At 49.5% G+C, this 16,937-nt stretch carries 19 protein-coding genes; 8 read left to right on the forward strand and 11 right to left on the reverse strand.

Annotation, left to right across the window (positions count from 1 at the left end; genetic code table 11):
* Positions 1-42 precede the first annotated feature (42 nt).
* The 7 genes from cccB to N7U64_RS05840 form a co-directional block, all read right to left on the reverse strand.
* Positions 43-405, reverse strand: coding sequence for a cytochrome c551 (cccB, locus tag N7U64_RS05810; protein ID WP_318928845.1), 363 nt, complete (start codon positions 403-405; stop codon positions 43-45).
* Between the two features lie 110 nt (positions 406-515).
* Positions 516-1,385 (reverse strand): YitT family protein, encoded by an 870-nt coding sequence (locus tag N7U64_RS05815; RefSeq protein WP_012371289.1) that lies wholly within the window; start codon positions 1,383-1,385, stop codon positions 516-518.
* Between the two features lie 101 nt (positions 1,386-1,486).
* A complete protein-coding gene (locus tag N7U64_RS05820) occupies positions 1,487-1,990 on the reverse strand; it encodes a GNAT family N-acetyltransferase (RefSeq protein ID WP_214765807.1) in 504 nt (167 codons plus the stop codon).
* A 67-nt stretch (positions 1,991-2,057) separates the two neighbouring features.
* Entirely contained in the window at positions 2,058-3,158 is a 1,101-nt protein-coding gene (gene prfB / locus N7U64_RS05825) for a peptide chain release factor 2 (protein ID WP_012371291.1), read from the reverse strand.
* Between the two features lie 67 nt (positions 3,159-3,225).
* Positions 3,226-5,745, reverse strand: a complete 2,520-nt coding sequence (secA, locus tag N7U64_RS05830; RefSeq protein ID WP_318928846.1) for a preprotein translocase subunit SecA — start codon at positions 5,743-5,745, stop codon at positions 3,226-3,228.
* Between the two features lie 217 nt (positions 5,746-5,962).
* Entirely contained in the window at positions 5,963-6,526 is a 564-nt protein-coding gene (gene hpf, locus N7U64_RS05835) for a ribosome hibernation-promoting factor, HPF/YfiA family (protein ID WP_012371293.1), read from the reverse strand.
* A 283-nt stretch (positions 6,527-6,809) separates the two neighbouring features.
* Entirely contained in the window at positions 6,810-7,010 is a 201-nt protein-coding gene (locus N7U64_RS05840; protein WP_053454190.1) for a cold shock domain-containing protein, read from the reverse strand.
* A gap of 250 nt (positions 7,011-7,260) precedes the next feature.
* Here N7U64_RS05840 and N7U64_RS05845 point away from each other — a divergent pair, with 250 nt between their 5' ends.
* The 8 genes from N7U64_RS05845 (at position 7,261) to N7U64_RS05880 (ending at position 14,388) form a co-directional block, all read left to right on the forward strand.
* Positions 7,261-7,767 (forward strand): competence protein ComK, encoded by a 507-nt coding sequence (locus tag N7U64_RS05845; RefSeq protein ID WP_026827557.1) that lies wholly within the window; start codon positions 7,261-7,263, stop codon positions 7,765-7,767.
* A gap of 94 nt (positions 7,768-7,861) precedes the next feature.
* Complete coding sequence (locus N7U64_RS05850) at positions 7,862-9,802, forward strand: hypothetical protein (RefSeq protein WP_318928847.1); 1,941 nt, start codon at positions 7,862-7,864, stop codon at positions 9,800-9,802.
* A gap of 9 nt (positions 9,803-9,811) precedes the next feature.
* Positions 9,812-10,102, forward strand: a complete 291-nt coding sequence (locus N7U64_RS05855; protein WP_214849554.1) for an EscU/YscU/HrcU family type III secretion system export apparatus switch protein — start codon at positions 9,812-9,814, stop codon at positions 10,100-10,102.
* Positions 10,099-10,491, forward strand: a complete 393-nt coding sequence (locus tag N7U64_RS05860) for a flagellar protein FliS (RefSeq protein ID WP_318928848.1) — start codon at positions 10,099-10,101, stop codon at positions 10,489-10,491. Before N7U64_RS05855 ends, N7U64_RS05860 begins: the two co-directional genes overlap by 4 nt.
* Positions 10,491-11,384: a flagellin gene (locus tag N7U64_RS05865; protein WP_214849557.1), complete on the forward strand. Its 894-nt coding sequence runs from the start codon at positions 10,491-10,493 to the stop codon at positions 11,382-11,384. The genes N7U64_RS05860 and N7U64_RS05865 overlap by 1 nt, the downstream gene beginning before the upstream one ends.
* A gap of 18 nt (positions 11,385-11,402) precedes the next feature.
* Complete coding sequence (locus tag N7U64_RS05870) at positions 11,403-11,843, forward strand: YaaR family protein (protein WP_318928849.1); 441 nt, start codon at positions 11,403-11,405, stop codon at positions 11,841-11,843.
* Between the two features lie 23 nt (positions 11,844-11,866).
* Positions 11,867-12,535 carry a DUF2225 domain-containing protein gene (locus tag N7U64_RS05875; protein WP_214849558.1) on the forward strand — a complete coding sequence of 223 codons (669 nt, stop codon included), beginning with the start codon at positions 11,867-11,869 and terminating at the stop codon, positions 12,533-12,535.
* A 101-nt stretch (positions 12,536-12,636) separates the two neighbouring features.
* Positions 12,637-14,388: a diguanylate cyclase domain-containing protein gene (locus N7U64_RS05880; protein ID WP_318928850.1), complete on the forward strand. Its 1,752-nt coding sequence runs from the start codon at positions 12,637-12,639 to the stop codon at positions 14,386-14,388.
* A 34-nt stretch (positions 14,389-14,422) separates the two neighbouring features.
* Here the strand turns inward: N7U64_RS05880 and N7U64_RS05885 are convergent, their stop codons facing one another.
* From N7U64_RS05885 to fliD, 4 genes are read right to left on the reverse strand one after another with little or no spacing between them, the layout of a single operon-like run.
* The gene (locus N7U64_RS05885; RefSeq protein WP_026827549.1) at positions 14,423-14,602 is read right to left on the reverse strand and encodes a hypothetical protein; all 180 of its coding nucleotides are present in this window, start codon (positions 14,600-14,602) and stop codon (positions 14,423-14,425) included.
* A 27-nt stretch (positions 14,603-14,629) separates the two neighbouring features.
* Positions 14,630-15,016: a hypothetical protein gene (locus N7U64_RS05890; protein WP_236629915.1), complete on the reverse strand. Its 387-nt coding sequence runs from the start codon at positions 15,014-15,016 to the stop codon at positions 14,630-14,632.
* Complete coding sequence (gene fliS, locus N7U64_RS05895) at positions 14,980-15,351, reverse strand: flagellar export chaperone FliS (protein ID WP_026827547.1); 372 nt, start codon at positions 15,349-15,351, stop codon at positions 14,980-14,982. The genes N7U64_RS05890 and fliS overlap by 37 nt, the downstream gene beginning before the upstream one ends.
* 12 nt (positions 15,352-15,363) lie before the next feature.
* The gene (gene fliD / locus N7U64_RS05900; protein ID WP_318928851.1) at positions 15,364-16,926 is read right to left on the reverse strand and encodes a flagellar filament capping protein FliD; all 1,563 of its coding nucleotides are present in this window, start codon (positions 16,924-16,926) and stop codon (positions 15,364-15,366) included.
* Positions 16,927-16,937 lie beyond the last annotated feature (11 nt).

Here is a 16,937-nt window from a genome sequence, read left to right on the forward strand (position 1 = left end):
ATTTGTCATGTTCGTCATCTCTAGCCCCATACTATCACATATTTATTTTTTGTCAGCTAACCAGTCTGCCACCGCGACGATTTCTTTATCGTCTTTTAAGACGCCGGCCGGCATTTGACCTTTACCGTTTTTAATGATTTTTTGAATTTCTTCCGAAGAATACTTCGCGCCGACTTTCGTCAAGTTCGGCCCGACGTTTCCTTCAAGGTTATTCCCGTGGCATGATGCACAGTTGTTGGCAAAGATCTTTTCCCCGTCAACCGCTGTTTCTGTTTTGGTCGAATCATCGCTCATCGTCGATTCGTCCTTTGATGTATCCGATGAACTGGAATCATCACTGCCACATGCACCGAGTACAAGTGTCGCACCGAGTCCGGCTGCGAGTAAAAGGTTTTTCAGTTTCATTCTTATTCCCCCTTAGTTAAGTACAAAACGACATCGTTATCTACTAGAGTATAACCGTTATCCGTACTTTCTAAGCATGATTTCACAAAAACTTCACTCTTTCCAAACGCTTACGGCACATTCCGGTAACGCTTGTCGTCCGAGAAACCGAGCCCGAGCACTTCATGGGCCTCGCTGACGACCAGAAAAGCGTTCGGGTCGATATGTTTGACGATTTCCTTCAACGTCGTGATTTCCCCCTGGCGGACGACGACCATCAGCATCGGTTTCCGTGTCCGGGTGAACGCACCGGCCGCCTCGATTTCCGTCGCTCCTCGGTCGAGCGTCTGGAAAATCTCTTTGACGAGCGCTTCCCGTTGATCGGAGATGATGTACGCCAGTTTGTCGTTCGTGATGCCGAGCTGGACGACATCAATCATCTTGATCGTAATGAACAAGGCGACGAGGGCATACAACCCGATTTCGAGCGAAAAGATGATCGCGGCACTGATGACGATCGTCCCGTCGAGCAAGGCGATACAGAAATGGAGCGGGATTTTCGTGAAGCGATGCAGAATCTGGGCAATCAGATCCATTCCGCCGGTTGAGGCACGGGCTTTAAAAATCAGACCGAGACCAATCCCGACGCCGGCTCCGCCGAAAATCGCAGCAAGCATCGGATTCATCGTCGCTGCCGGCACCTCGAACCGTTCATAGACTAAGATGACGACCGGTAAAAAGATCGAGCCGACGAGCGATTTGACGCCGAAGCCCATTCCGAGAATCATCCAGCCGATCGCAAGCAGCACGATATTGGCAATCAGCTGAAACAAGCCCGGTGAAATTCCGAACAGATCGTTCAAGACAATCGACAGACCGCTGACGCCTCCGGAGGCCAACTGGTTCGGTGCCAAAAATAAACTGAAGGCACTGGCGACAAAGACGGAACCGAGTAATAAATACACATAGTCGCGGACGACTTCCTGACGTGTTGATGTCATAACGTTACATTTCCCCTTATATAAGTTCTACAACCCGTTTTTCATTTTAGCGGAAAAACAGAGGAGCGACTAGAAGGGCTGAGCAACTCGCAGTGGTTCTCTTATACCGCACTAAAGGGTTTCGAGTACCGGACTATCCCGGTGACCCCTTTTAACGCCTGCCGTTCGAGCGGCATGACGAGAAAGACGTCCGTCGGGACCGGAAACGGGGCTTCGATGCCGTAATCGACTGCCCGCTCGAACCCGAACTGCGGATAATAACTGTCATGCCCAAGGACGACGATATGTGACTCGCCGGCTTCCCGGGCATCTTCAATCACTTGGCGGATCAGTTCCGAGCCGATGCCTTTGCGTTGCCAGTGTGGTTTGACACCGACCGGCGCGAGTGCGAGCGACGGAATGTCTTCGATGTAAATCCGGCTGAGTAAGACATGCCCAACAATCTCGCCCTTGTCCGTTACAGCGACGCGGCTGTAATGCGGGAGCGACGCCTCGTCTTCCCGTAAGGCTTCGACGAGATCGGCTTCCGTCCGTTGACCAAAGGCGGCCTGATGAACAAGCCGGATTCCGGCCGCATCCTTGAATATTTCTGTACGAATCTGCATCTGTTGCACTCCTTCAATCGAATTGGTAGAAAAAAACCGCCGACACAAAGGCCGACGGGATATCCACTTACATATTCATTAAGCGCAGGTACGCATCGATGAAGCCCATGATGTCCCCATCCATCGCGCCTTGCGTATTCCCGACTTCGTAGTTCGTCCGGTGATCCTTGACCATGCTGTATGGGTGGAAGACGTACGAACGAATCTGACTGCCCCAGGCGATATCTGATTTTTCGCCGCGGATTTCGTCGAGTTTCTTTTGTTTTTCTTCGATTTCACGTTGATAGAGTTTCGCTTTCAACATCTTCATTGCCGCTTCACGGTTCTTGATTTGCGACCGTTCCTGCTGACATGACACGACAACGCCTGTCGGAACGTGCGTAATCCGAACGGCAGAGTCCGTCGTATTGATGTGCTGTCCACCGGCACCGGATGCCCGGTACGTATCGACACGCAAGTCTTCCGTGCGGATCTCGATATCGATATCATCATTGAATTCCGGCATGACGTCACATGACACGAACGACGTATGGCGACGGCCTGACGAGTCGAACGGAGAAATCCGAACGAGACGGTGAATCCCTTTTTCCGCTTTCAAATACCCATAGGCATTGTGCCCCTGGATCCGGAGCGTGACCGATTTAACACCGGCTTCGTCACCCGGCTGATAGTCCATTGTTTCGACTTTCCAGCCCTGCTTGTCACAAAAACGTTGGTACATCCGCAACAACATTGATGCCCAGTCCTGTGACTCGGTTCCGCCGGCGCCCGGGTGCAATTCGAGAATCGCGTTGTTCGCATCGTATTCGCCGTTCAACAGGATTTGCAGTTCGAACTCATCAAATTTCTTTTTGATGTCGCCGAGTTCCGACTCCAGTTCTTCCTGGAGTTCAACGTCCGGCTCTTCTTTAATCAATTCGTACGTCAAGACGATGTTTTCGTGACCGTCCGCGAGGTGCTGGTATTTATCGACCATCGCTTTCAGACCGTTTGATTCGTCGATGACTTTTTGAGCCGACTCCTGATTGTTCCAGAAGTCCGGGTACGTCATCTCGTTTTCAAGCTCCTCAATGCGTGAGATCTTCGTCTCGAGATCGAGTGATGCTTTGTATTCATCGAGTTTCTTTTCCATCCACTCGGCGGTATTGCGTATTTCTGCTAATTCCATTGTGTTCCACCTTCTCTTTCCGTCAAAAGAGGCAGGAATCTCCCGCCTCTTTCAGCCGCTTCGTCACTTATGCCTGACGGCCGTGACAGTTCTTATATTTTTTACCGGATCCGCACCAACATGGGTCGTTACGTCCGATTTGTTCATTTGGATTTTTCCGGACCGGTGCTTTCTTGACGACCTTGTCCTCTTTTCCGGAAACGGCGACTTCGTCTTTAACGACTTTTTCGCGTTTCAGGTTCGGATCAAGATCCGCCCGGAGAACGAACTGCGTCACTTCTTCCGCAATCGCTGCGTTCATCGTATCAAACATCATCGAACCTTCCGATTGATACTCACGAAGTGGATCGTTCTGACCGTAAGCGCGTAAATGAATTCCTTCACGGAGTTGGTCCATCTGATCGATATGGTTCATCCAGTGCTGGTCGACGGCGCGGAGGACGATGACTTTCTCGAACTCGTCAAACGCTTCAGCCGGCACTTCCGAGCGTTTGTGCTCGTAATGGGCGAAAGTCCGTTCTTTTAACAGTTCGATGATTTCTTCGCGTTCCTTACCGAACAGATCCTGCTCGGAGACTTTTTCTTCGAGTGCAAGCGTTTGGTTTGCCCACTCTGCTAACGCAGCGATGCTCCACTCTTCCGGAACGAACTCGATTGGCGTGTACTGATGGACACCCGCTTCAATCGTCTGTTCGACCATCGGACGGACGATGTCAGAGACCGACTGGGCATCAAGAATCGCCGCCCGGTCCGCATACATGACTTTCCGTTGATCGGCCATGACGTTATCGTATCCGAGAACCTGTTTCCGCGCATCGAAGTTATTTCCTTCGACCCGTTTTTGAGCCGATTCAACAGCCCGTGAAACCATCCGGCTTTCGATCGGTTGCGAATCATCCATTCCGAGACGGTCCATCATCGATTGTAGCGAATCCGATCCGAAACGACGCATCAATTCATCTTCGAGTGACAAGTAGAACTGGGATGCCCCCGGATCTCCCTGACGTCCGGCCCGACCACGGAGCTGGTTATCGATCCGGCGGGATTCGTGACGCTCCGTCCCGAGGATGTAAAGACCGCCTTTTTCAATGACGCCTGGTCCGAGCTTGATGTCGGTACCACGACCGGCCATGTTCGTTGCGATCGTGACCGCGTTCGGTTGTCCGGCATTCTCGATGATTTCCGCTTCCCGCGCATGGTTTTTCGCGTTCAAGACTTCATGGCGGATGCCACGTTTTTTGAGGATGCTGCTGAGCAACTCTGACGTCTCGACGGCAACCGTACCGACGAGGACCGGTTGTCCTTCGCGGTGGGCACGTTCGATTTCGTCCGCGACTGCGGCAAACTTCCCGTTCATCGTCTTGAAGATCAAGTCAGCGCGGTCATCCCGGACGATCGGTTTGTTCGTCGGAACCGGCACGACGTGCATGTTGTAGATGTTACGGAACTCTTCTTCCTCGGTTTTCGCTGTCCCGGTCATCCCGGCAAGCTTCGTGTACATCCGGAAGAAGTTTTGGTACGTGATCGTTGCAAGTGTCATCGATTCACGTTGAATCTCGACGCCTTCCTTCGCTTCAATCGCCTGGTGCAACCCTTCCGAGTAACGGCGACCTTCCATGACACGACCCGTGAACTGGTCAATGATCATGACTTCGTCTTCACGAACCATGTAATCGACGTCCCGGTGCATGACGGAGTTGGCACGGAGCGCCAGGCTCAAGTGATGGTTCAAGGCAATGTGATCGAGCGCAAACAAGTTATCGATGCCGAAGTATTTTTCAGCACGGTCGATTCCCTGTTCCGTCAGCAATACACTTTTCGTCTTGATGTCGACCGTATAGTCTTCATCCGCTTTCATCATTTTCGCGAACATGTCCGCTTGTGAATAAAGCGCTGTTGATTTTTCGGCAGAACCGGAGATGATCAACGGTGTCCGTGCTTCATCAACGAGAATCGAGTCGACTTCATCGACGACCGCAAAGTAAAGCGGACGCTGGACGCGGTCTTCTTTATAAAGGACCATGTTGTCACGCAAGTAATCAAAACCGAACTCATTGTTCGTTCCGTACGTGATGTCACAGCTGTATGCCGCTTGTTTTTCCTGGCGTGACATGCTCGACAAGTTCAGACCAACCGACAAGCCGAGTGCTGCGTAAAGAGGTTCCATGATGTCCCGGTCACGTTTCGCCAAGTATTCGTTGACGGTGATGACATGAACGCCGTTGCCGGCGAGGGCATTCAAATAGACGGGAAGTGTCGCGACAAGCGTTTTCCCTTCCCCCGTTTTCATTTCGGCGATATCGCCGTTGTGCAAGACGTATCCACCAATCAATTGGACACGGTAATGACGCATCCCGAGGACACGTGTTGAAACTTCGCGACAGACCGCAAAAGCTTCCGGTAAAATATCATCGAGGTCTTCCCCGTTCTCAAGACGAGTCCGGAATTCGACCGCTTTTCCTTCTAATTCCTGATCCGATAAGGCAGCGACTTGTGCCTCAAATGATTCCACGGCATCCGCCGCTTTTTCTGCTTTTTTCAGAACACGTTTCGTCGGTGCGAATAACTCTTTTAGAAAATTAGCCATGCCTTACAGTCCCCTTACTTCGAACGATTCTTTAAACGAACAGAATTCCGAGATTTTTCCTTTATTCAGTGTACCGAATACGCGGTCAAATTTCAACAAGCGGAGCGACTGCGTCTTATGAAATACAACTTTAGTCTGAGACATGTTCTATTCACAAATAGTTTTTTATCATACCAAAAGAGGACTTACTCCGGAGAGTAAGTCCTCTGTAGATTCATTATTCTGGTTCAATCAAGCCGTAACGGCCATCTTTCCGACGGTAAACGACATTCGTGTTACCCGTTTCAGCGTCTGAGAAGACGAAGAACGTGTGACCGAGCATGTCCATTTGAAGAATTGCTTCTTCCGTATCCATCGGTTTGAGTGTGAAACGTTTTGTCCGAACAAGTTCGAGCTCCGCTTCATCCTCTTCGTAGACAGGTGCTTCTGCCTCCGGTCCTTCGAGCGTTTTGAAGTATTCTCCAATACCGCCGTCTTTGGCACGGCCTCTCCGGTTGATTTTCGTTTTATGTTTCCGGATTTGACGTTCGAGCTTATCGACGACGAGGTCGATTGCTGCGTACATGTCGCCATTGACATCCTCTGCCCGTAGCAAGAGGTTTGGCATTGGAATCGTCACTTCGACTTTCTGTTTCTCATTGTTGACTTTGAGATTGACATAAGCCGTTTGCGCTTCCGTAGGAGTTGTAAAATAACGAGTTAACTTTTCAAGCTTTTTCTCGACGTAGTCCTTGAGAGCATCTGTGACGTCCAAGTTTTCACCGCGAATGTTGTAGATCATGTAAACTCCTCCTTAAGTAACCGGTTGAACCTATGAATTCGTCATCGTTTCAGTCGTTTCCTTCTGAAGATTCAAAATTCTTTTGGTTCGTAATTATTATATCACGATAAGCCCTGCAAGGAAATGAAAACGGTGACATTCTGTTGAACATATCCTGCTAAACCTAGCGTACTATAATAGTTGTTGCCTGTTGATATTAGCGTATATACCCTTAACAAATTGAGATGAAACAAAAAAACCGCTTTTAGGAGATTCCTAAAAACGGTGGTGGCTGCTAACGGAATTACAGTTTCGAGACGTTTGCCGCTTGCGGGCCGCGATCGCCTTCGACGATTTCGAATTCTACTTCTTCGCCTTCTTCAAGTGATTTGTAGCCATCTGCTTGAATTGCCGAGAAGTGCACGAAGACGTCTTTTGCATCCGATGTCTCGATGAAGCCGTAACCTTTTTCAGCATTAAACCATTTTACTTTACCTTGTTCCATTCGAATTCACGTTCCCTTCGCAAACTGGATTGCGAGAGCAAGCTCTCTACCGAGTATACTATCAAAAGAAGCAATTATTGACAATTAAAAATTCTGATTAATTTGAATTAAATATTCAATTGAATTAAATTTCCTTATGTATTACTCTATTTTTCAAAAAATTACATTGTCATTACAGGTGTAGTATTGTATTATATCGTTAGTAATTACCTATTTTATCCATTGTCCTATCTAAGGAGGATGTAGTCGAATGCGACCATTCCATAATGACGAAAAGTATCGAATCACGAAACGGACCGTTGCTATCTTACCGTGCTATGACATGATGAAACAATCCATCATCGTCCTAGAAGATGGATCAACGATCATGACACCGCTTCGTCCGTATCAACTCCTGCAGCTCTCTTGCAGACAGTACAACAGTTCCATCGAGGAACGGATCGTCACCGCCAAACGTGTCGCTTCCGTGAAAGGAAAAGTCCCTGTCGTCATCGAACCGACACTCGGTCTCGTCTTTTTCCCTACCAAATCACCAAAACGTGATGATTGCGAGTGGTACGCCTGGAGCCACATGTCCGAAGTCATCGAGGAAGACGGACAGACTAAACTCAAAACTCGTAACGGCATGATCCTTCCCGTAAACGCCTCTCCTTACATCGTCCGCAACCAAATGAAAGCAACCGGCGAGCTGATGGCTCGTTACCAGCAATTGAACGCGATGACATTAGAGGACCGCTTTAATGCAATCAAATCGTAAAAAAAATGGGTTGGGCGATGATTTCGCTCAATCCTTTTTTGTTTGTGCCGATATATAATAAGATGAAGAATTTTTCAAGAAAGGAGGTTCATCGATGAATATCCAGATGAATCCAACGAGTCCGACCCGTTCCGCCCCCACGACCACCTTATCGGAGACCAAAACATACAGCGGGACCGTCCTCGAAAAGACGGGTCCGAATACAGCTCTCGTCCAGGTCGGCCGCGAAAAGGTCGAGATGACCTTCACCGGTGATGTTCCGGAAGGCACGTTTCAATTCCAGGTCAAAGGCCAAACGACAGAAGGTTATCTGATCGAGCAGGTGACGGAACAGACCGAGCCTGATGTCCCGGTGACCGGACCGGCTAAACCGGATTCGTCTGGTGTCGATGCCACCTTACTCGACAATCTCCCGCCGGAATTAAAACAGGCCGTCGCCCGGCTGCTTGCGACCGGTCAACTGCCGCAGACACCGGAAACGGTCGCCCGACTCGTCGCCGCCCTGCAAGGGACTTACAAGGACCTGGTCCTCCAGCTCATCACACGTCCGTCCGACAGTGCACTGCCGGCTGACGCCAACGTCCTGATCGCCCAGTTGCTCGGCTCAACCGATTCGTTAGTCGACGTCTTACCGGAACGGCAAGCGGTGATCGAGAAACCGACGCTCAGCAACGTCATCGCACTCGACGTCGCCCGCGCGACACTTCCGACACACCATGACATCGATCAGGCGACACCGGTCGCTCTCCGGCAAATCGCGGCGCACTTACCACAGGACGTCCAACCGAACATCCTTGCCCGGATCGACCGCGGTGACCTCCCAGAGGTCCGGGAGCAACTGCGGTCTTATTTTCCGAGTGAACGACCGGTATTGGTGGAACGGCCGGCACCAAGTAAACTCGAACAATTGACGGCTGTCATCGCTCAGGCACAGGCAACGCCGGCGGAAAAAACCACTCCGGCTCCGTCCGTCGCTCCCGTCCGGTCGAATTTGACGGTCATTGCTGAAGTGACACCACGGCTGGCCGAAGTGACAAATGATTTCCGCAGCCAACAGCGAACGATTGTTTCACAACTGCGGCAACTCGAACCGCTCGTCGAGGAACGGCCGCTCCAGATGGCCCAAGTCATTGAAAGTACGGCGAACCGGCTGCGGCAAACGTTCCAGCAGACGGACGCGATGTTACATACGAGCATGCGTGACGAAAAACAACTGATCCAACTGTTGTCAAAACTTGAACGGGGAACGGAACTGGCCCTGCTCGGACGCGGGACGGAAGCCAAAGCCGTCGTCCAGGAAGTCCGCCTGGCGCTCGAAGCATTCCGTTATGCTCCGGCAAACGTCCGGACCGCCTACTTACCGGAACTGAATCCGGGCTTGCGGCCGGCTGTCACCAATACGCAACAAACACCGGTCTTACCGCAAAGTCAACCGGCATCACCAAACCAACCGGCTTCAACCACACAACGACCGATTCCGTACGAACCGGGACAAAACAGTCCACGGGTTTTACAGGAGACGGTCCAAAAAACGCTTCAGTTACAAACGGCGGAGTTGAAACTCGCGACGCCGGCAGCGAATCCGGAAGCGGCGAAACTGCAAACGTTTCTGAACACGCAGCAACAGGTCAATAAACCGGATAACAACCAGCAACTGCAGCAACTATTGCTCGCCCTGCCCGTCCAGCTCGTCGAAGGGACGGCCGGACTGCACGTCCACTTACAAAATAAACGACCGGATGAAGTGATCGACTGGGAAAACAACACGTTGTACGTCCAACTTGAGACACCACGCCTCGGCGACATCGGTGTCCGCGTCGAAACGGTCAACCGGAAGATGCAGATTACGATTGAAAATGATTTCCCGCTCCTCGAGCGTCTCGCAACGCCGTTCCTCGAACGAACGACGGAAGCTCTGCAGGCGACCGGTTATCAGGACGTCCGGATCCGGTTTGATGCCTTTACGAAAGACCATGCGACACCGGAAACCGTCAAACCGGACGAAACACCAACCGGTTACGACTACCGGATTTAAGGAGGCCCTATGTACCAGAAAATTGACTTAAAACACCGGAAATCAGCGGCCGTCCTCCGGTACGATGAAGCGTCGGGGAATGCCCCGATCGTCGTCGCCCGGGCGACGGGTGCGGCAGCGGACCGGATTTTACAGGAAGCCCGTGCAAGCGGCGTAGCGATTGAACAGGATACGTCGTTGCTCGGTCATCTGCTTGACCTGGATCTCGGAACGGCGATTCCCCCGCAACTCTATGATGTGATGGCAGAACTTTTACTGTTGATTGAAGAACTCGATCACGCGAAAGGACGGAACACATGACCGAACAGGAACTGTATCAAATGACTCCGCAACAATTGACGGAGACGATGTTAAAAGGCTTGGTCTTTCAATATGATCAGGCGATCATCGGTCGCGACGAGCGCCGGTTCGATCGCGTCAACGTCCGTCTGCAAAAAGCGTACCAACTGCTCGAGAAACTGCAGGCCGGTCTGAACGACGAAGGCGGCATCATCACGGCCCAGCTCGATCAACTGTATTATTACTTAGCGGAACAGACGTTACAGGCTTACATTGAGCCGACACGCCTCGAAGAACTGTTGCAACTGACGGAAGAACTGCTCGTTACCTGGCAGGCAGCCAGTCTGAAGAAAGACCGTCCCCTCGTCCGGGCGGCACACCATGAGCGTTACGAAGGGATGGACTATTAATGCGGATTTCAAACAATGTACAGGCTTTAAAAGCCTACCGAAACTTAAGTGTCAATCAGATGAACGTCAAGACGACGATGGATAAACTGTCGAGCGGTCAAAAGATCAACCGCGGTGCTGATGACGCGGCCGGTCTCGCAATTTCTGAAAAGATGCGGAACCGTCTTAAAGCGCTTGATAAAGCGGAACAAAACGTCCTCGACGGCATTTCGATGGTCCAGACGGTCGAAGGTGGACTCAGTGAAACGCACAATCTGTTGCAACGGATGCGGGAGCTGGCCGTTCAAGCCGGTAATGGAACACTTGCGACGGAAGACCGGACGGCGATCCAGGAAGAAATCAACCAGTTGACGAATGAAGTCTCACGGATTGCCGAGACAACCCAGTTCAACGGTAAAAAACTATTGACAGGCGGCTTCAGTACAGAAGACAATGCTGTCTTCATTCAGACGAATGCCGGGGCGAACGAAGGCATTTCTTTAACGATTGATGATATGCGTGCGCGCAACATCGGAATCAGTACGACCGTCAAACCAAATGCCGACGCCCGGGCACTCGATTATCCAAGCGTCAACACAACACCGGAATACGCGCTCAGCGTCATGACGAGCAGCGACGCCGATGAAGCTATCAGCCGTTATACACAGGCCATCGATACGATTTCCCAGCAACGGGCAAAACTCGGAGCAATCCAAAACCGGTTCGAAGCAACATCGTCCGTCCTCAGTGTCAGTAAAGAAAACCTGACGGCGTCTGAGTCACGCATTCGTGATACCGATATGGCGCGTGAGATGATGGAGTACGCGAAGTATAATATCCTCAATCAGTCGGGTATGGCGATGATCGCCCAGGCAAACGCCTTACCGCAAGGCGTCTTACAACTACTCAACTAATCAAAGGAGGAATCCCCGATGGACATCCGGCGCATCCAAGAAACAAGCCGCCTGCAGACACCGAAGACCGGACCACGTGAGGTCGAAGCATCGACGACGTTTTCTGCCTTGATGCAGGATAAGCGTGAACATAAAGGCTACGAACGTCTACAACAAAAGTTGATGCTCGTCGAAGAGCACGGTCAGTTGCTGGCGGAAAGCCAGACAATCGAAAACCTCGAAGCTTATAAAGAAAAAATTAAGGACTTCTTAAAAGATGCCCTCGATCAGTCACAACAACTCGAAGAAAAGCGTGGCTTCAATCGCCGTGGACGAACGAAAATCTACAAGGTTGTCGAACAGGTCGATGCGAAGTTGCTGCAACTGACCGACAACGTCATTTCAGGCGAATCCCGTCGACTCGAGATTCTCGACCAGGTAGGTGAAATCAAAGGAATGCTCGTCAACGTTTTTGTCTAAATTCATCTTGAGGAGCACGTATCATGCCTGATCTTTATCTTAAAAAATGCCGTTGCCCCTACTGTCTTAAAGAAACGGAGACGAAACGTGTTCTGAGCCGCCATATTCGTGTCGAACACACCGATATGGATGGCTTCGTTCATTATCAGGGACCTAACGTCTATTTTTACGAACCCATCCAATGTAGCCACTGTCGTTTCATTTTCCATGAAGCGTTTGAAAAACTACGACCTGATGTCCGAACGCTACTAGAAACGGACATCTTATCAATGCTTCCGGTCTTACCTTTCTCTGCAACAGAACGTTCTGTGAAACAGGTACTGTATCTATACAAACTATGTTTGTATATGGCACAAGTCACGTTACAAAAAGACAGCATCCAAGCGATGCTTGGTATTCGAATTTCCTGGATGTATCGGTTGCTGGAAGATTTGGAACAGGAACTTTCTTGGACGATGCGATCTGTCCAAAAATACGAAACCATCTACTTAGAGTATTCGGATGCGGTCCGAACGGGCATTCCTCACGATGTCTTACTTTTACGGATAAGTGATTTGTATGCGACGTTAGGCGATACAGATAACGCCAAACAATGGTACGGTCTCATTTTCCAAAGTAAAACGGTTTCCGATCGAATTAAAAAAGAAGCCCGCGAGCACTGGGAACTGTACCGCGAACAACATCCCATTTAATTTTCTCCCCTGTTTGTCTGCGATGTGTTGGACGAAACAGGGGTTTTCTTTTTGGTTGACGAAATCCATACATATAAGACATCGAGGAAGGAGGCGAACACATGACGAGACCTTACGCAACCAGTCTTTATTTACTTGTGACCTATCTGATTCTAGCATTGACGTTTGACCAGACGTGGACCCCTGCCATCGCCGGCAGCATTACCTTAATCGGCTTAAGTTTCTGTTCCTGGTCAGCGTTGGTTCATTTTTTAAGACGACCGAATCATCCGTACCGTAGAATCGGTCAGGCGATTGTGTTATTTTGGCTCGGAATTGTCATCAACTCTGTCTTAGCATCGTTACCCGACCGGTTCCACCCTATTTGGTCTGACGCCTTGGCAAATGTGACACTGACACTTTTCTTATTCTTGACCGCGATGACCTTGGCCCAACTAATCGATTGGTCCTCGTTCCGCCAACATCGGTTACTTTATCTTGACGGTTTTATTTTATTCGGCATGTCGTTCGTCTTCGGTTACGTGATGATTTTACAGGACGTGCCTGATTTTGCCCGAAATACCGTCGAACTGATCGCGATGACCATCTATTCGCTCTGTTTCATGGCACTGATTTTGTTTTCTCTGATCCTCTACACGACGGGGCTAAGCGATACAGTACGTCACCTGACGCTCATCCAGGCCATTGCCCTGTTTTGTGTGGCGAACTTCGGTTACTACACGTTTTTGATTCGTGATCAGCTTGATCTTGCCGCTTTTTTCTTACCGCTTTATCCACTCAGCTTGTTCGGACTCATCCGTTACTTCCGCTGCGTCCCGGTATCGACGACACGAAAGTATACGTTGTCCCGTCCGTATTTACCGTACGTCAGCCTGATGCTGTTGCTCGTCTGGATTTCCTTTTTCCAAGTTCCGCTTCTCGTTTACGTCTTGTCAATCGCCTTATTGTTTTCGTTGTTTTTAATTCGTCAGTACTTTTCAGAACGGCTAAACCGGCGTTTATTAGAAGAATACGAAGTCATCCAGCTTGATCTCGCGCAGCAGGTCAAGGAACAGACATCCCTCCTCGAACTGCGGAAAGAAGAGTACCGGCGATTGTTTCTCGATCATCCAGAACCGATTCTTCAAGTCAACCGGACGGGGACCCTCCAAACGATGAATCCGCCGGCCTTGCAGCATTTCGGTCAGCAACTCCCGGAATACCTGTCGTCACAACTCCGTCGAGAAGTCGGGCGCCTGGAGATAAGCCGGAAGCTGTTGTTGCATGAAGGAACCAAAACATACGATACGACGCTGATTCCCGTCCCCGATCACGAATATGTCTACGTCCTGCTGTCGGATATCACTGAAACGCTCGAACAGCAACAGTGGCTCGAAGAACTTGGCTATCATGACGCCTTAACGCGGTTACCGAACCGCCGTTATTTCGAAGACTTCCTGCAGGACCGATTGACGCAGATTGAAGCCGGTTCGTTGCTGTTCATTGATCTCGACGGGTTCAAACAAGTCAACGATCGGTACGGACATGACGCCGGCGATTATGTCCTGCAGGAGACGGCGAACCGGCTCCGGCTTCATCTCCGGGAACATGAAGTTGCGGCCCGGCTCGGCGGAGACGAGTTCATCGTCTTCTTCCCCCGTTCGAAATCTGAGACTGTCCGCTATACCGAAGACTTGATCAATCAGCTCAATCAGCCGTTTTTGTTCCACGGGACGGCAATATCGGTCACGCCGTCGATCGGGATTGCCCGTTACCCGGAAGACGGTGTAACGACAAGTTTGTTACTGATTCAAGCGGACGAAGCGATGTACAGCGTCAAACAACATGAAAAAAATGCATACCGTTTTACATGAAAGAGGACCTCCCACGGTGGAAGGTCCTCTTTCGTTACAACGACTCGCGTCGATATTTTTCTTCTTCATACGCATCCGGTAAATCGGAAATCGGACGTTCGGCTTCTTCCCAGGATTCCGACTCGACATCCGGTTCGATGAACTGATCGTACGATCCATCGGAACGGTAAAATGGTTTGACGACCTTTCGTTTCTTGTCTTCACGTTTTGGCACGCGAGATCCCTCCCTACGTCTAGAAAGTTACTGACGAGAATCAAAATACGGTGAAAAACTACCTTCGACTTCTTCGTACGGATCGATATACGATTTCCGACTTGTTTTCGTCTGACGCAATTGATTGATTTGTACCCCTAATTTAGCGGTTTCTGACGATAATTTCAAGTCGATTTTTTGACTGTCGGCGACAAGTTCCTGAATAACGGCCTGATTCGCACCAGCCAGTAAGTTCGAATGAGCCGCGATAAACGCTTCGCGTTCGTTCAACAAGTTCTGGATCTTCAGCAACCACTCGTCATAGACGTCTTCTTCCGGCGTTTGCTCCAGCAGTTCCATCAGATGTTTTGTCTTCAGACGGAGCGGATCAAGCGGACTCATCGTTGACGCGCGAGCTTCATCGCTTCTTTCCACGTTTCGCGGAATTCTTCCGCAAAACTAATCACTTCGTCGATTGCCACAACGTCATTCTTGACGTTGGCATCAATCAGACGACCTTGCATATAGTCATACAAGTTATTTAAGTCTTTTGACAAGGCAATCGATTGATTAAGAGTCAATTGAAGCTCAAGGATGATTGCCTGCGCTTTTTGAATGTTCGTGTTTTTTTGTTCAATCAATCCTTGTTCGATTGCACGCTTGGCGAGCATGGAGAACTTAATTAGTCCTTCATACAACATCAACGTTAAGTCTTGTGGTAAAGCGGTTGTAACCGAGTTCGTTTGGTACGTTGCGTAGGGGTTCGCCATCTGAAATCCTCCTTATTGTCCTAAGTATGAAGCGAGCGTTGCCGATTGGCTGTTCGCTTGGCTCATCGCCTGTTCCATCGCTGCAAAGCGACGATAGTAAGCATTCTCTTTGCTAGTTAATTTATCTGCCCACGTCAGCATACTCTTATCAAGATCGGCGAGGGATTTTCCGAGACGGTAAGTCGTCGAGACAGAACCATCAAGTCCTGCGACCTTCGAAATTTTATCTCGCATCGTCGTCGCGAATCCTTGGATTTGGCGAACAAATCCGTCAAGTCCAGCTGTACCCGGAATTGGATTTCCTTGAGCATCTTTCGCCGGTTCCGGTGCATCGGTCGTAAATAGTTTATAAACGCCTTCCGGTTGTTCCTCAAGCATTTTCTTCAGTTTTGTTTCATCCAGCTTTAACTTTCCTCCATCGCGGAAATCACTTGTTGAGGTGATACCGATTTGCGACATATAATTCAGTTCAATCGTTTTTGAGTCAGCTGTGTATGAGTAACCTGTGTCGATTTTTGCAGAAATCGCACTCCGGAACGAGTTCATTCCGTCGCGTAAGAAACTATCATTTTTCAAGACACCACTGATAGCTTTCTCTTCCCATTTCTTGACTTCGTCTTCACTTAATTCCTTTCGCTGCGCATCCGTCAACGGTTGGAAATCACGATACTTTTCTTCCCGAACTTTTTTATTCATCTTATCAATCATCTCGTTATACTTATCGACAAACTTCTTAATCGAATCAAAGTTCGCTTGCGTATCGAGTTTCGTGTTGAGGGTCGTAGCTGTCGTTGCTGTCCCGTTTAATGTGATCGTCAGACCGTTTTGCGTAAAGGTGTTGGTCCGTTGTTCGAGTTCCTGACCGCCAATCGTATACTTTGCATTTTTACCGTCCTGCCCCATCGTCAGTGACTCGGAGTTCACAATCTCGGAATTGGCATTCGCATCACGAATCGTTATATCTGCCCCATTTGGATTCAATTTTCCAGTGCTTGTTTTCGTTAAAACTAGTTTACCTGTAATATCGTTATAGACAGCACTCATTCCGAGACTTGATTTAGCATTGATAGCTGATGTTAAATCTGACAATTTTTGCGTCGCATCAAGCGAAATCGTTTCACTGATTGCTTTTCCGTCAGCAGAAAAGCTATTGATTTGAACATTGATTTTTCCATCTGTCACAGTAAACATCCCACTGTCAGCAAGCGTTGTATCTGATGATTTTCCTGCCGTTGTTATCATCGTTACGGATGCTGCTGATGCTAACTGACCAATCTTATCAATCGTCACACTACCAGCTGTCGCTGCTGGACTTGCTGTCACGGATACTTTCGATGAATCCGAACTTGTCGCAGTCTTCGCTGTATAATTTTTCGATAACAGCATATCACTTGCTGCCGTTCGTAAATCAAGTAAGCCACGGTTCATTTCGCGGTAAGCGTCACGTTGCCAGGTCAATGTTTGTTTCTTTTGTGAAAGACGATCCACCGGTGCCCGTTCTGCCTGCATCAATTGTTTAATCATCGTTTCTGTATCGATCCCACTTGCGAGACCACTAAGACGTATCCCTGCCATCCAATCAGTCC

Source organism: Exiguobacterium sp. K1 (assembly GCF_033721435.1).
GTDB classification, from domain to species: domain Bacteria; phylum Bacillota; class Bacilli; order Exiguobacteriales; family Exiguobacteriaceae; genus Exiguobacterium_A; species Exiguobacterium_A artemiae.

Coding starts and splice junctions, on each gene's coding strand:
- secA (WP_318928846.1), bottom strand. CDS start 5,745: ATGGCTAATTTTCTAAAAGAGTTATTCGCACCGACGAAACGTGTTCTG.
- N7U64_RS05850 (WP_318928847.1), top strand. CDS start 7,862: ATGAATATCCAGATGAATCCAACGAGTCCGACCCGTTCCGCCCCCACG.
- hpf (WP_012371293.1), bottom strand. CDS start 6,526: ATGATCTACAACATTCGCGGTGAAAACTTGGACGTCACAGATGCTCTC.
- N7U64_RS05865 (WP_214849557.1), top strand. CDS start 10,491: ATGCGGATTTCAAACAATGTACAGGCTTTAAAAGCCTACCGAAACTTA.
- N7U64_RS05845 (WP_026827557.1), top strand. CDS start 7,261: ATGCGACCATTCCATAATGACGAAAAGTATCGAATCACGAAACGGACC.
- N7U64_RS05840 (WP_053454190.1), bottom strand. CDS start 7,010: ATGGAACAAGGTAAAGTAAAATGGTTTAATGCTGAAAAAGGTTACGGC.
- N7U64_RS05855 (WP_214849554.1), top strand. CDS start 9,812: ATGTACCAGAAAATTGACTTAAAACACCGGAAATCAGCGGCCGTCCTC.
- N7U64_RS05880 (WP_318928850.1), top strand. CDS start 12,637: ATGACGAGACCTTACGCAACCAGTCTTTATTTACTTGTGACCTATCTG.
- N7U64_RS05875 (WP_214849558.1), top strand. CDS start 11,867: ATGCCTGATCTTTATCTTAAAAAATGCCGTTGCCCCTACTGTCTTAAA.
- fliS (WP_026827547.1), bottom strand. CDS start 15,351: ATGGCGAACCCCTACGCAACGTACCAAACGAACTCGGTTACAACCGCT.
- prfB (WP_012371291.1), bottom strand. CDS start 3,158: ATGGAATTAGCAGAAATACGCAATACCGCCGAGTGGATGGAAAAGAAA.
- N7U64_RS05870 (WP_318928849.1), top strand. CDS start 11,403: ATGGACATCCGGCGCATCCAAGAAACAAGCCGCCTGCAGACACCGAAG.
- N7U64_RS05860 (WP_318928848.1), top strand. CDS start 10,099: ATGACCGAACAGGAACTGTATCAAATGACTCCGCAACAATTGACGGAG.
- fliD (WP_318928851.1), bottom strand. CDS start 16,926: ATGGCAGGGATACGTCTTAGTGGTCTCGCAAGTGGGATCGATACAGAA.
- N7U64_RS05820 (WP_214765807.1), bottom strand. CDS start 1,990: ATGCAGATTCGTACAGAAATATTCAAGGATGCGGCCGGAATCCGGCTT.
- N7U64_RS05815 (WP_012371289.1), bottom strand. CDS start 1,385: ATGACATCAACACGTCAGGAAGTCGTCCGCGACTATGTGTATTTATTA.
- cccB (WP_318928845.1), bottom strand. CDS start 405: ATGAAACTGAAAAACCTTTTACTCGCAGCCGGACTCGGTGCGACACTT.